Annotated in this window: 9 protein-coding genes and 11 pseudogenes; 8 read left to right on the forward strand and 12 right to left on the reverse strand. The window is 46.3% G+C overall.

Annotated features, from left to right (window positions below):
• Positions 1 to 1,980: an alkyl/aryl-sulfatase gene (locus ACLJRU_RS02555; RefSeq protein WP_023235011.1), complete on the reverse strand. Its 1,980-nt coding sequence runs from the start codon at positions 1,978 to 1,980 to the stop codon at positions 1 to 3.
• A 395-nt stretch (positions 1,981 to 2,375) separates the two neighbouring features.
• Here ACLJRU_RS02555 and ACLJRU_RS02560 point away from each other — a divergent pair, with 395 nt between their 5' ends.
• Entirely contained in the window at positions 2,376 to 3,506 is a 1,131-nt protein-coding gene (locus ACLJRU_RS02560) for a GGDEF domain-containing protein (protein ID WP_000529518.1), read from the forward strand.
• Between the two features lie 286 nt (positions 3,507 to 3,792).
• Here ACLJRU_RS02560 and ACLJRU_RS02565 read toward each other — a convergent pair whose 3' ends face one another.
• Positions 3,793 to 4,188: a DUF977 family protein gene (locus ACLJRU_RS02565; RefSeq protein WP_000089408.1), complete on the reverse strand. Its 396-nt coding sequence runs from the start codon at positions 4,186 to 4,188 to the stop codon at positions 3,793 to 3,795.
• Positions 4,189 to 4,201: 13 nt separating this feature from the next.
• Positions 4,202 to 4,312 (reverse strand): annotated as a pseudogene (locus ACLJRU_RS02570) (replication protein); the annotation flags it as partial.
• Here ACLJRU_RS02570 and ACLJRU_RS02575 point away from each other — a divergent pair.
• The 3 genes and pseudogenes from ACLJRU_RS02575 to ACLJRU_RS02585 all read left to right on the forward strand — a co-directional run bounded on the left by ACLJRU_RS02575 (position 4,261) and on the right by ACLJRU_RS02585 (position 6,716).
• Positions 4,261 to 4,708 (forward strand): annotated as a pseudogene (locus ACLJRU_RS02575) (recombinase RecT). The pseudogenes ACLJRU_RS02570 and ACLJRU_RS02575 overlap by 52 nt on opposite strands.
• Positions 4,665 to 4,982, forward strand: a pseudogene (locus tag ACLJRU_RS02580) (tyrosine-type recombinase/integrase); the annotation flags it as partial. The pseudogenes ACLJRU_RS02575 and ACLJRU_RS02580, both read left to right, overlap by 44 nt.
• Before the next feature lie 933 nt (positions 4,983 to 5,915).
• A complete protein-coding gene (locus ACLJRU_RS02585) occupies positions 5,916 to 6,716 on the forward strand; it encodes a hypothetical protein (RefSeq protein WP_001536069.1) in 801 nt (266 codons plus the stop codon).
• 28 nt (positions 6,717 to 6,744) lie between these two features.
• Here the strand turns inward: ACLJRU_RS02585 and ACLJRU_RS02590 are convergent.
• Positions 6,745 to 6,887, reverse strand: a pseudogene (locus ACLJRU_RS02590) (helix-turn-helix domain-containing protein); the annotation flags it as partial.
• Between the two features lie 476 nt (positions 6,888 to 7,363).
• On the opposite strand from ACLJRU_RS02590, the pseudogene ACLJRU_RS02595 reads away from it, so the two are divergent.
• From ACLJRU_RS02595 to ACLJRU_RS02605, 3 genes and pseudogenes are all read left to right on the forward strand, one after another.
• Positions 7,364 to 8,133 (forward strand): annotated as a pseudogene (locus ACLJRU_RS02595) (transporter substrate-binding domain-containing protein).
• 16 nt (positions 8,134 to 8,149) lie between these two features.
• A pseudogene (locus ACLJRU_RS02600) lies at positions 8,150 to 8,326 on the forward strand (tail fiber assembly protein); the annotation flags it as partial.
• 243 nt (positions 8,327 to 8,569) lie between these two features.
• Positions 8,570 to 8,755: a PagK family vesicle-borne virulence factor gene (locus ACLJRU_RS02605; protein ID WP_012218702.1), complete on the forward strand. Its 186-nt coding sequence runs from the start codon at positions 8,570 to 8,572 to the stop codon at positions 8,753 to 8,755.
• A gap of 90 nt (positions 8,756 to 8,845) precedes the next feature.
• Here the strand turns inward: ACLJRU_RS02605 and ACLJRU_RS02610 are convergent.
• From ACLJRU_RS02610 to ACLJRU_RS02630, 5 genes and pseudogenes are all read right to left on the reverse strand, one after another.
• A pseudogene (locus ACLJRU_RS02610) lies at positions 8,846 to 8,955 on the reverse strand (tail fiber assembly protein); the annotation flags it as partial.
• A gap of 48 nt (positions 8,956 to 9,003) precedes the next feature.
• On the reverse strand, positions 9,004 to 9,336 hold the full coding sequence (locus tag ACLJRU_RS02615) for a DUF1353 domain-containing protein (RefSeq protein WP_031606598.1): 333 nt from the start codon (positions 9,334 to 9,336) through the stop codon (positions 9,004 to 9,006).
• Positions 9,337 to 9,441: 105 nt separating this feature from the next.
• Positions 9,442 to 9,642, reverse strand: a pseudogene (locus ACLJRU_RS02620) (DUF4376 domain-containing protein); the annotation flags it as partial.
• Between the two features lie 134 nt (positions 9,643 to 9,776).
• Positions 9,777 to 9,981 (reverse strand): annotated as a pseudogene (locus tag ACLJRU_RS02625) (phage tail protein); the annotation flags it as partial.
• Positions 9,977 to 10,261 (reverse strand): annotated as a pseudogene (locus tag ACLJRU_RS02630) (hypothetical protein); the annotation flags it as partial. The pseudogenes ACLJRU_RS02630 and ACLJRU_RS02625, both read right to left, overlap by 5 nt.
• 4 nt (positions 10,262 to 10,265) lie before the next feature.
• Between ACLJRU_RS02630 and ACLJRU_RS02635 the strand changes: the two are divergent.
• Positions 10,266 to 10,895, forward strand: a pseudogene (locus tag ACLJRU_RS02635) (tyrosine-type recombinase/integrase); the annotation flags it as partial.
• Positions 10,896 to 11,268: 373 nt separating this feature from the next.
• On the opposite strand, the gene ACLJRU_RS02640 reads toward ACLJRU_RS02635, so the two are convergent.
• From ACLJRU_RS02640 to yobA, 3 genes are read right to left on the reverse strand one after another with little or no spacing between them, the layout of a single operon-like run.
• Complete coding sequence (locus tag ACLJRU_RS02640; RefSeq protein WP_038394002.1) at positions 11,269 to 11,622, reverse strand: YebY family protein; 354 nt, start codon at positions 11,620 to 11,622, stop codon at positions 11,269 to 11,271.
• 16 nt (positions 11,623 to 11,638) lie between these two features.
• Positions 11,639 to 12,514 (reverse strand): copper homeostasis membrane protein CopD, encoded by an 876-nt coding sequence (copD, locus tag ACLJRU_RS02645; protein WP_001540235.1) that lies wholly within the window; start codon positions 12,512 to 12,514, stop codon positions 11,639 to 11,641.
• Positions 12,515 to 12,889 (reverse strand): CopC domain-containing protein YobA, encoded by a 375-nt coding sequence (gene yobA, locus ACLJRU_RS02650; RefSeq protein ID WP_000168393.1) that lies wholly within the window; start codon positions 12,887 to 12,889, stop codon positions 12,515 to 12,517.
• Positions 12,890 to 13,016 lie beyond the last annotated feature (127 nt).

A 13,016-nucleotide genomic window follows, 5' to 3' on the forward strand; every position in this document is an offset into this window, starting at 1 on the left:
TTATGGTGTAACTATATTGAACCAGAACTCAAACTTGTCCATATAGCCCAGCATCTCATCCAGTTTCGCAGCATTACCGGTAACGTTGACTTCTCCTTTATCTTGAGCCTGCTTCAGGGTTTCTTCCTTCAGGATAATTTTATTCAGCGTGTCACGGTTCAGAGTAATCGTGGCATCAGCGTCTTTCGCTTCAGCATTAGCCGTGTGGTTCAGCACGCCATTTTCCAGCTCAAGCTTGTACTTTCCGCCGTCGCTGCCAAGGTCAATATTAAACACCGCCCGGGCATTACCCGCTTTTTCACCGTTGATATGTACAGCCAGGAAATCGAAGAACATTTCAGGGGGCATTGCCCGAACGGTATCCGGACTTGCTGTATTTGGCGTCGGACCTTTAACCACACCGTTACGCAGCTCCTGCGCACCGGTCAGGTAGAAGTTACGCCATGGACCAGATTCAGCCTGATACCCCAATTGTTCCAGCGCATCGGCTTCAAGGTTACGTGCATTCTGGTTATTTGGATCGGCAAACACGACCTTACTCACCACCTGAGCAACCCAACGGTAGTTCCCCTGGTCAAAGTCTGCTTTGGCTTTCTGAAGAATCGCATCGGCACCGCCCATGTATTCAACAAATTTCTTAGCCGCTTCTTCGGGTGGCAGCTCATCAAGGGTTGCCGGATTGCCATCGAACCAACCGAGATACAGCACATACGTTGCTTTTACGTCATGGCTGATGGAGCCGTAATAGCCGCGGTTGGCCCAGGTTTTTGCCAGGCTATCCGGTAGTTTGAAGTTGGCCGCTATTTCGTCGCGAGTCAGACCTTCATTGGCCATACGCAGAGTCTGGTCATTGATATAACGATACAGGTCTCGCTGGCTTTTCAGCAGACCAACAACATTCTCGTTACCCCAGGTCGGCCAGTGGTGCTGGGCCATAATAATTTCAGCTTTGTCACCCCAACGCACTATAGCTTCGTTGATATATTTCGACCACGGCAACGGCTCACGAATTTTTGCGCCGCGTAGCGAGTAAGTGTTATGCAGGGTGTGAGTGACGTCCTCTGCGGCTTCGATGAGTTTCTTCTCTTCGATGAACCACAGCATTTCCGAAGGGGCTTCCGAACCAGGGACCAGCATAAAGTCGTAAGTCAGGCCATCAATCACTTCTTTCTGGCCGTCTTTATCAATGATATTAGTGGGCGCAATCAGTGTCACCGTCCCCGCAGAGGTGGTCGTCCCCAGTCCAGCGCCAACCTGGCCGGAGGCATCTGGTTTCAGGAGGTTGCCATACATATAGCTGGCACGGCGGCTCATCACGTTGCCGGCCATAATATTCTCGGCTACTGCTGCCTCCATAAAGCCAGCAGGCGCATACACTTTCACCTTGCCGGATTTCACGTCCGCTTCATCGACAACGCCACGCACACCGCCATAGTGGTCAACATGGCTATGAGTATAAATGATGGCGACAACAGGCTTATTGCCACGGTTTTTGAAATACAAATCCATACCGGCTTTGGCTGTTTCCGCAGAAACCAGCGGATCGACAACCGTAATCCCCTCTTTACCTTCGATAATCGTCATGTTGGATAAATCAAGGTTACGAATCTGGTAGACGCCGTCTGTTACTTCAAACAAGCCACTGATATTGATTAGTTGGGACTGACGCCACAGACTAGGGTTAACAGTGTCAGGAGATTTTTCCCCTTCTTTTATGAAAGCGTACTGCTGTGGATTCCAGATGACATTCCCTTGCTCTCCCTTAATCACCTCTTCAGGTAAATCAGCAATAAAGCCTTTATGGGCATTCGTGAAATCGGTGTTATCAGAGAAAGGAAGTTGGTTATAAAGCGCATTGTTAGATTGCCTGGTTGAAGCAGTGGCACCTTTTGGGGCTTCCTGTGCAAATAAAGGTGTCAGCGCAGAGGAAGAGAGTAGCCCCGCCAGCACAAAACTTTTAACGATCAACTTAAGTCTCATTTGTACCCCTCATGTAAAAATATTCTGTAACACTCAGCCTGGTCGATTAATTATCTGTTAATTCAAACAATTAAAGTTATTGCTGACCATTTTCTCTCTTTTAAATATAACCAAAACGTTACATTTCGCTATTTATGGATACAAATAAATCGTGTTTTACGTCTGCCAGTTACATCCTCTTTTAGTAAGTGGGGTAAGCTCGCTTCCAGTTTCCGGGAGACACTATAATTCTCCTCCCTACTACAGGAATTGTGACTATAAGTTCGTCACTGTGGAGCAAAAATCATCTCATCAGCCAAAAATGCAGCCTGGCCTGATAGCTTTTCCATTTTTCACCGTGAAGTATCTCCGCACTACACTGGATAGTAATTATTCATTATATGAGGCGATTAAGGATGGGGCAGGATTCGGACGACTGGCGCCGTACCTCCAGTGCTGGAAGGGTATGGCAGGATCATAAAGATATGGTCAGGCAAGCGCTACGTGTAAGTATTCCGTGGTTCACATTTGTGAATATCAGCTTTGCGCTTATCATTTTATTTCGCCACATACTCATCAGTGACTTTGACAAGTCGATCAGTGCACAGACTGGAATACTGCCTTTAATAGACGATATTATGGGCAGTATTATTGTTTTTTCGTTCCTGATGCTCCTTTTCATTTACCGCCTTCCGACCAGATTTACTCCTCTTTGTCTGGTGATGCTGCTGATTCTCAGTCTGATGTGGAGCTATTGTAGCTACTGTTTTATTGTCTGGTGGCAGCTGCCTTTTGCCTGGCCTCTCAGTGTCATCCTTATGCTTACCGCGCTGGCTGCGCTTTATTATCATCTGCCAGCGTTGCTACTTTTCATCGTCCCGTTATGGCTGACCGCCCTACTGGCCAGTGTGCGGCTTAACCAGTATGTGAATATCCGGTTTTTATTAGTCTGGCTTACTCTTACCGCCATACTCATTTATGGTCGCTTTATCCTGCAGCGCTGGTTTGATGAAGCCTGGTTGCGTTACCAGGAAAACCGGATGCTTATCGCGCGTCTCGACGTTATGGCTCACCAGGATGCACTGACCGGAACCGCTAATCGACGTTCAATGGAAAGTTTTCTTGGGGATGCTCTCCGCCAGACGGAGCCGTTTGCACTGATCATGCTCGATGTGGACTATTTCAAAAACTATAACGACCATTATGGTCACCAGGCTGGCGATGCCTGTCTGGCAAAGGTGGCCTGTGTAGTGAAGAGGTCGATTCGTACTCCGGCAGACCTGGTGGCACGTTACGGGGGCGAGGAGTTTGTCGTTGTGCTGCCTTCTTCGTCGCTGAATGAAGCAGCACTGGTTGCTCAACGTATTCAGACAAACCTGCGTGAAACCGCACTGCCGCATGCAGCATCTGCGGTTAGCGAAACGGTCACCGTCAGCATGGGCATCACCCTTTCCACAGCCGGTGACACTGTTACCGGCATTATTGCCAGAGCGGACGAGGCCCTTTATCGGGCTAAACAACAGGGACGTAATCGTTGGGTAAAGTAAAACCAGTTGCCCGGTGTTTGATACAGATGATCACCTTGCCATACTCAGATAATTAAAACTGAATATTTGGAAGCAAAAAAGACAGTCGGACTCACGGAACCTTTGCGCTGGTACAGCCTGAATATCAGATAAAATTATGTCCAGCCGCAGACAACCAGTTGACAGTGGAATATTCCTGGTGTTGTGAACAAGGCGACATTCACAACACGACTGTGCTCACGGAATTCAAATGCCGAACGGGTGATTACGATATTCACTACCTCTGCAAAGTTATATTATTCGATTTTCATGCAGATTCCGCCTCCCGGTAATGTCCCGGATAAAATGCCAGTCCCCTTTGCATCGTCACGCTGTTCCGGCACTCCGTACAGATAACGTTTCTGGTCCGGTCGTAGGAACTCACGACACCTTCCGGCGTTTTCAGAAAGCGGGTAATCCTGGCATCTTCACGTTTCTGCTTCCAAAGCAGGAAAACCTGTTCCGAAGGAAAAATACCGCTTCTCCCGGCCTGATACAGATCCCCACAACTTTCCGCCTTTTCCAGGTAGTGGCGGGCTGTAAAAATGGTTAACCCTGTTATCTTCCGCAGCTCTCCAAACGTCATCCGACCGTGTGTTCGTATCAGTTCCGTCAGGCGCTTCTGTATTTCAGCTTTCTGCGCCGGTGTGTAATTTCTGCTCATAAGTCCCCCCCTGTTAAAGCCTTCCCGCCGCCTTACGCCGTCTGAATTCTTCCATCATCAGTTGTGCCGGGGTTGGCCCTGCCGGATGGCGCGGCGCTGCAAGTTGACGGCGTACCGGCGGTAGCCACAACGGAAATCCGAAAAGTTCCGGCGCTGGGTGACTGTGACACCATGAGTTTTGTCAGCGCCATCGTTCAGTGTTCCCAGCTTGGGCTGGAACCCGGCGGCGCGCTCGGTCATGCCTATCTGCTACCGTTCGGAAACAGAAACGAAAAGTCAGGCAAAAAAAAACGTTCAGTTAATTATTGGCTACCGGGGAATGATCGACCTTGCCCGCCGTTCCGGACAGATTGCAAGTCTTTCCGCGCGCGTCGTCCGCGAAGGTGACGATTTCAGCTTCGAGTTTGGTCTGGAAGAGAAGCTGGTACACCGTCCGGGTGAGAACGAAGATGCACAGGTTACTCATGTCTATGCCGTTGCCCGCCTTAATCGATCGCTGCCGACTGGTAAGCCGAACTGATTTCATGATCAGTGCAGGAATCAGGAAAAATAGCCCGACCGGGAATATTCATCCGGATGGATTGACAAAGACATTTGTAAAAGCAAGAAAAGCCTCCGGCGTTAACTTCAGCAATAATCCACCGACATTTCACGAGATCCGAAGTCTGGCCGGGCGGTTGTACAAAAACGAGCACGGCGAGGTGTTCGCCCAAAAACTCCTGGGCCACACCTCAGAGAACACCACGAAACTCTATCTCGATGAACGCGATAATAAAGCTTACGTGATGCTCTGATTTTGCTGTAAAAGAAATGTTAAACTGGATTTGGATGTGATATAACCAAAAAGACCGGAATACAGAAGTTCGGAAAATTTCGGATCGTTAATTGTAAGTAGCTTATTTATAAGAAAAATAAAAAGAGACCGAATACAATTCCTGTTTACGGCAACAATTGATCTTTCTCTTTAAATTCATAATGTTACATATTAATTAAGTGATTTTAACGATTAGAATACGTTATTTTTGATTCTAATAGATTCAATTAGTTATCACTTTTTACGTTTTAATTCGGACATATTTCGAACCATTTTGCGTATAAATCCCCCGACCAATCAAACTCACTGCCCAATATATCACTCGACCTCTTCCACTGGTGGCCTCCCGATGCCAAATGCCCATGTAGACGAAGGCTTAATAGTGATGCCAACAAAAGCGATCACGAAAAGTTGAACAGATGCCTGGTTTCAGATTAAACACATTGATTAGCCATTCTTAACCAGTAGAATCCGCCGCGACTGGCAACCATTCAATATTCGCACTATCGAACGATCGCCAGTTTGCCGCAGGCCGTTCCTGCATACGACGTGGCTGCGGCACCGATCATACCGGGCAGTCGTCAAACCTCCAGGATCGCGCATCGTCAACGATGCAGGTGATCGTGAACAAGATATAGTTTTCCACAGTTCGTACAGGATAGGCCTCCTTATTGCTGCCTTCGCAGTGACAGTAACTGTCCCTGTGTTTTCACATCCTAACCTACCATGTCCCCGATAAGTTAAGTATATGAGCGTAGAGGAGCTTTTCGACCATGGGCACAACCTCTAAATCTGAAGGGAGTTCATCAATAGATACAATAATGAACGTTTCTTTAAAGATCTTTGTAGTCAGTCCCTGTTAGGTTGTCGTGACATAAGAATATCGCTTAATTTTGAATATAGGGAAATGTAATTGATTATAAATGTTGGACATGTAGCTACAGAAAAATTCGACACAACTGGAGTGAGCGCCTGTAACAACCAACAGAGTACTTCAGTTGATTTATCCTCCTGTATTATTAATGCTGCTTCAGAATGTACCGTTTTTGTCAGAACAATAATAAAGAAATCGGACAGTTATGATGCTATGCAAATTGACAGGCTTAAAATTGATACGCAGGAAAAATACGACGCTCTTAATTTACAAAGAGAACATCACAAGAAATTTCTGCAAACTATAAAAGCAAACTCTTTTGACAGAGCTATGGCTGAAAGACCAGAAAACCCAATATCTCTGAGTCTAATATATTCTTCCATTGATTCAATAAAATATAACACAGGGAACTGTGCTGATATGTCGCTAATTTTAGGTGCGATTATTGCAAAATATATACCACAAAGACTAACCGGAATAGGATTTTCGAAAAATAATGTATTTGATGCCAGAATAAGCACATCCCTTATGTATAATAGCGCGTCAGGAGGGAATCATGTGGTCGTTTTTTTGACTTTTACTGATTCAAAAGGAATATCGGAATATATACTTGACCCTTGGCTGGATGCGCGCATTTTCAAAAAGGAAGAGTCATATGAAATTTATAAAAACAATAGCAGTGAATATATCAATGAAAATCATTGCTTCGAAGCATACGATAAATACACTGCTATAATGAATAGCGCAGAATATATAGACGCCATAACAAAGACAATAAATCTTTTATATAGAGTTAATCTTGATGAAATTCAATTAACAAATCCATTTAAGTTTATATAATTAACTCTTATGGCTGATTAAAGGAGTGTTATTTTCCCATGAATGGCATCAAAGGCATGTTACTCGCCGGAAATTTTCTGTACAACGTCGAAACGCCAACATCATAAATAATCGCTACCTGCTGTCACGGTACTCCGGCCCTAATGAGGCGCCCGGCTGCGCCCATTGTTCCTGTGATTATTATTTAATAACGATTACGAAAGCAAAAACTCAACTAACTGAATTAAATAGAATTAAACAAAAGTGACATATAAAAATGTACTTAATTATGTACTTTTGAAATCGTCAGCATACGATCTGCTGATCAACATACGACGTTACATCACAATAGTGAACTGTACGACCTATAAACACGATTACAGTCAGTTCTGACTAAACAGCAGGCAGCCTACCAAGGCACGCTCTTGCAAACAACGTGACTGCGGTAATCCATCACATCAGAAATGTGAAAAATCAGGGTGAAAATTTAATTGAAGCTGTCACTTAACCCGAAGCAGGTCTTCATAGCGGATAGTATATCGTGGCGAGAGGATCTCCCGTTTAATATACCACTATTATTGGATTCCCTGCCCAGTATAGGTTACCGGTGCAATGGAGAGAAGACAATCTCATCTGTAGTCTACTGATCAAACATTAGGGTAAGAGTAATGAAAAAAGTATATTTTATGTTTGTTATCTTGTTGTCACTTTCAGGTATTCATTCCGCGATGGCAAAACCCTGGCAGGAGATTAAAGAAAGCAAAGAGTTACGTGTGGGGGTGCCTGGTGACTATGCTCCCCTCGCATTTCACAACAAACAAAATAAATTAATCGGTTTTGATATTGATATGGATATTCACTGGGCAAAGCTCTGCACCTGAATATCCTGTTTGTACCTAGCAGTTGGCCTACACTGTCAACTGACCTGGCAGCAGACAAATTTGATATTGCAATGGGAGGGATTACAGAAACTCCCGGCAGAAGAAAACAGTTCGCACTTTCTTCTCCGGTACTTAAAAATGGGAAAATAGCGCTGACGCAATGTAACAGGATTAATGACTTCAAATCTCTTGAAGATATTGACCGTAAGGGCGTGCGGATTGTTGTTAATCCAGGTGGTACAAATCTGGACTATGTTGACAAGCATATCAGGTATGCAGATGTTATTCGCGAAAAAGATAATGATGCCACTCTGCAGAGGATTCGTGAACGCAGCGCTGATGTCATGTTTACCGACTTGCTCGAAGGTACTTATTACCAGAACAAAGAGCCAGGCGTCTTCTGCGTATCAACCAGGAGTATCCTCCCCGACACTGCCGGTAATAAAGTCTATATGATGGCGAAGGATAATCAGTATCTTCTTGATGCTGTAAATAGCTGGTTATCTGATGAAAACAGAATCATACTTGCCAGAAAGTGGCAGATAAATCCAGAGTAGCCGCCACAAAGTTTTGACAAGCACCATTGCCGACTGACGAACAGAACTGGCGCGGGGTGAAAGATGTGACGACGATAAAGCCAGCCAGGCTAAATGGATGGCTTATATCAGGAAGCTTAAAACGCTGGATTTAACAGGCGTTTCAGATGAGGCCACCTTCACAGTAATCAGATGGTCTGCATTACCACAGTAATACTACTAACTTGCAGTTTTTTAGGCGTTAATTTGGTTCTGGTATCTACACGAGTTCATTCAGATACAAGTAAATTTTCTGTAGAGAATGAAATTACTACACTTATTATTCCATTTCAAAGTAAATACTTGCTTAACAATCAGTAGACAGACAAGAAAAATTTTCGCCTCTGCTTTATCCTGGTAAAAGGATTGCGGTAAAAGTTAAGAAGGCAGCATAACTCTCAACTATGTGGATAATATTATGAATAAATTTAACAGTGTATTGTTAGCGCTGGTTTTTGCTATATCAGCCATAACATTTTCTTCATCTGCAATGGCCACTGAAAGCGGTAATAAAGGATTCCCGGGCATTTCCTTTCCGTGGTGTAAAATCTGGCCGGCAGGTATATCAATCCCAGAACTACCAGTGGGTAAAATATGCTGGTAAACGAAACAACCTTTTATTAACCTGGGTGATTAATTACCGTGTAAACAAGTAATTTGTGATACATGGATAATTAAAGCACCACAGTAACGACTACAGACTGGCTGGTTTATCCGGCCAGGAGAGGCAGATGTATCCACCCTGTTTACCATTACGCTGTAGAGTTCCCATGCTTCCAGCCGTTTAATCTCGTCATCTGTGGCAAATCATTCACAGTATTTACGTTCTTTCCCATACATTCCCCTGCCAAATCACCTGACCGCCAGATACATCTCAATCCGTTTCCACTTCGGCGCGCCAAGCACGGTCATTCCGTCCAGGAATATCAAATTGGCTTCTTTTTTCGTGCGCAGCGCATTGTTGTAAAGGTAGTCGTGGATTATTGCCGCTTTAGCGTATTTGCCGTCTGGCGGCATGACTGACCAGAAGATGCATGGCACAGTGGCGAGATCAGTTACAAATCCGGCTGGTACGCTGATTACGTCGCTGTTGTCGTCGCTGAGGTAAAATTCAAAAGATTCATGTACACGCCAGAGGTAGTGGCCAGGCATTTCAAGAATGGCCGGGGTTGTGAAGCAGCTCATAATACATTCCTTAACGGTTTTCCGGCCAGCCAACACGTAACCCAGTACAGCCTGTGCGTTGGTGAGACTGTTCACTTCGTCCTTCATCTGCCGCTGGCGTTCGTGGATTTTAAAACCCACCAGTACCATGTTTTGTTGCATAGTGGCTTCGAGTTTAATCAGTTCGTCTGCGCTCATTGGCACATCGATGTTATCTGCATCCGTCCAGAAGAATCCTGGTGGTAGCGTTCCCTGTTTTGCCACCGCCGTTACTGGCGACAGTCGGTCCTGCGACGCTTTACCGCAGTCCCAGTGGTGATCATTCAGTGTGAACGGATAGTTACCGTTTTCCTACGCATTACGCCACGCATTAATCTCAGCGTATTTCTGACCGAGTGCGGTCGCAAGGTCAGCCACCCACTGACCGTTTTCAAATTTATCTATTGGTGATGTGGGGGCCTGTGTGGTGGTGTTCTCCGGTAACGGGCCGGGTTTTGAAATATAAATCGGGTTGCTGGTTTGCGTGTCGTACACTGTTTCGCCGTGATGGTCTTCGTTTAGACTCCACGTTTCGGTTTCAGGGTCAAATACAGCAATATGACTGGCCGGAATATCAGGAGGGGCAATATCGGTACAGTTTGACGGTAATCCGGTATGTGGCGCTACCGTCGGCAATATCCAGTCCGGCAGTGCCTGTCACCATTACTGAAACATTACTGCCTTCACCAGCACTCCAGACCTGCGCGACGATACGGTAATGCTCCTGGATATTTTGTGTCTGCGGTAACAGTGAACAGTCCAGATACAACGAACTCAGTTCCGGATCATCTCCGATACCGGTGATAATCCCTGTGGTCTGGTCGTTAACACTGGCTGTGATGGCCTTCTCCCTGAAATACCGCTCCACAGCATTTAGCAACTCATCCGGTTTACGGTTACCGATGAATAATTTTCGTGAGGCAATTGTGGAAGGAAGAATAACAACAAATCCGGTTGAGTCAACCCGAGCACCTGAAATTAAGGTTGCCAGGGAACGCCTGCAACTGGAAACCTATAACGCCACGCGGACGGCGGCAGAACATCTGCCTGTGTGGTTTCCTCTTGCGATGGATCTCGCGCTGGTTACTGGTCAACGTAGGGAGGATATCGTAAATATGAAATTTAGTGATGATTTTGACAACCGCTTATACGTAACTCAGATTAAAACCGGAATGAAAATAGCCATTCCCCTCTCCCTGACACTTCAGGCGCCAGGGTTACGTCCGGGAACGGTTATCGATCGCTGCCGGCTGGTAAGCAAAACCGATTTCATGATCAGTGCAGGAATCAGGAAAAATAGCCCGACCGGGAATATTCACCCGGATGGGCTGACAAAGAAATTTGTAAAAGCCAGAAAAATTTCAGGCGCTAAATTTAGTGATAACCCACCGACATTTCACGAGATCCGTAGCCTGCCCGGGCGGCTATACAAAGACGAACTCGGCGAGGAATTCGCTCAAAAACTCCTGGGCCACACCTCAGAGAACACCACGAAACTCTATCTCGATGAACGCGATAATAAAGCTTACGTGATGCTCTGATTTTGTTGTAAAAGAAATGTTAAACTGGATTTGGATGTGATATAACCAAAAAGACCGGAATACAGAAATTCGAGGAAATTTCGAGGAATTTCGAGGGGAAACACATAACCCATTGATTTATAATCTAAATAAAAAGAGACCGAATACGATTCCTGTATTCGGTCCAGGGAAATGGCTCTTGGGAGAGAGCCGTGCGCTAAAAGTTGGCATTAATGCAGGCTAAATCGCCTTGCCCTTTAAGAATAGATGACGACGCCAGGTTTTCCAGTTTGTGACGAAGGTGATTGAAAAAACCTGGCGTATTGTCTGTCATCAGAGATAAAAAAACCGTAAGCCTTTTCGTGAAGGTTTACGGTTTTTTATTAAAAATCAGTCAGCTATTGGATGGATCACAAAGCTTTTGCGCACGTTCGATAAACGGCGCCAGACTCATTTTCTCACCGGGCTTCGCCGGGTTATCGATTTGAATGACGGCAATAGGCTGAGCGCGCGTTTTACCCTCCGCTACTTGCTGTTCGGCAATGGCATTCAAGGGATACTGCACCAGCGTACTGGGGTTGATCACATAGAGCGCCTTGCCAGGCCGACAGGTCAACATGACCTCTTCCCGATTAAACGCCCACTTGTCTTTTCCTACTTCAAAACGACTTACGGTAATCACCTGCGGCGCCGCCAACGCTACGCCCGAAGTGGCCAGCAGAAGCGCCGGAAGGAGTATTTTTTTCATTCGTTATGCCAGTCCATCAGAAAGGTTCGAGGGTTGCAAACAGGCTGACGATCGACAGAACTATGCCTCCAACTCCCCATTCAATTTGCGTCATCCTGACAAACCATAGGTCAGTCCGGGGATTTTCCTGTCGCATACGTGGTACGAGAACATACCGATTCGTCAGCGCAATTGCTACCATAAGCACCACCAGCGCACATTTTAACAAAAGCAACTGTCCATAGGTGGTCTGCCAGATAGCGGTAAATCCCGTGATAAATAGCGTGTTGCCAATGCCTGTGAGCAATACGCCCGCCACAAAAAAGTGACCATAACGAGAAAAACGCATCATGGCGCTAATAGCATGTTGACGCCAGCGTCCCTGAGCCATGCGCATACAATAAACCACTGGCAACAGCCCACCAAACCAGGCTGCGGCACAGAGTAAATGCAGGGCATGGTTAATCTGCTGTAATGTTCCCGCTACACCGTCGCGCATCGTCGCATGTCCAACGCCTGCCAGCAGGATAAACTGAGCAACGGTTAGAATAAGAAGCCGTCGTTGCATTTTTACCGGCGCAATGACTACCACCGCCAGCGTGACCAGCGCGAGGATAATTTGCCATATCCAGACCGCGCCAAAGCGGGTTTGCAGCACCGCGCCCCACACCGAGACGGAAAAAACATCGGGCCAGCCGCCGCCCATCAGTCCGCCCTGAATCGCCAGCATAAAAGCCGCGCTGATAACGCTCCAGGCGGTGGCATGTCGTTGCAGATGTAAAAATCGACGCGTCATTAAACGACGAATTGATGCGGGTGCCAGCCAGGCGCCGTAAAGCGCGCAGCCGTAGACCAGCATCACACTAGCAAAATGAATAAATCGGAGAGTTATCCAGACGAATGTCAGCATCATTTATTTCACGCTGAAGGTGTATTTCCCTTTTGTTTTATGTCCATCCACCGACACAACGTGCCAGTCTACCGTGTAAGCGCCAGATTTTAACGGCTGCTCAAGCGGGATAATCAACTGCGTTTTATCCTGTTCATTTCGCTTTGCCGGGCGCGTTTTGATGAGCTCTTGCTGAGGGCCAGTAATGGTTGCGCCGCTGAACCCTGGCTCAATCCCTTCAGAAAAGTTCAGGGTCAGCGCCTGTGGCGAGGCCGTAACGGCAGCATTCGCCGCTGGATACTGATGCGTCAGGTGCGCATGTGCCCAAGCCGCTGGCGTCGCAAATGTCGATGCCAGCAGCAGTAAAGCTAAACGTCGCGATGGTGCAGAAGAAGCCATATTCACTATTCCTTTTTGTTATACCTACGTTACAAAGAATAACCTTCAACAATCAATGAGTCGAGGATCATCATTTCCATCTTGCCATTACCGCGTACTCTTAGTACCTTCTGGCGGCAACAAAAAA

The sequence above is a fragment of the Salmonella sp. SAL00653 genome (genome assembly GCF_046552515.1).
Lineage (GTDB): Bacteria > Pseudomonadota > Gammaproteobacteria > Enterobacterales > Enterobacteriaceae > Salmonella > Salmonella enterica.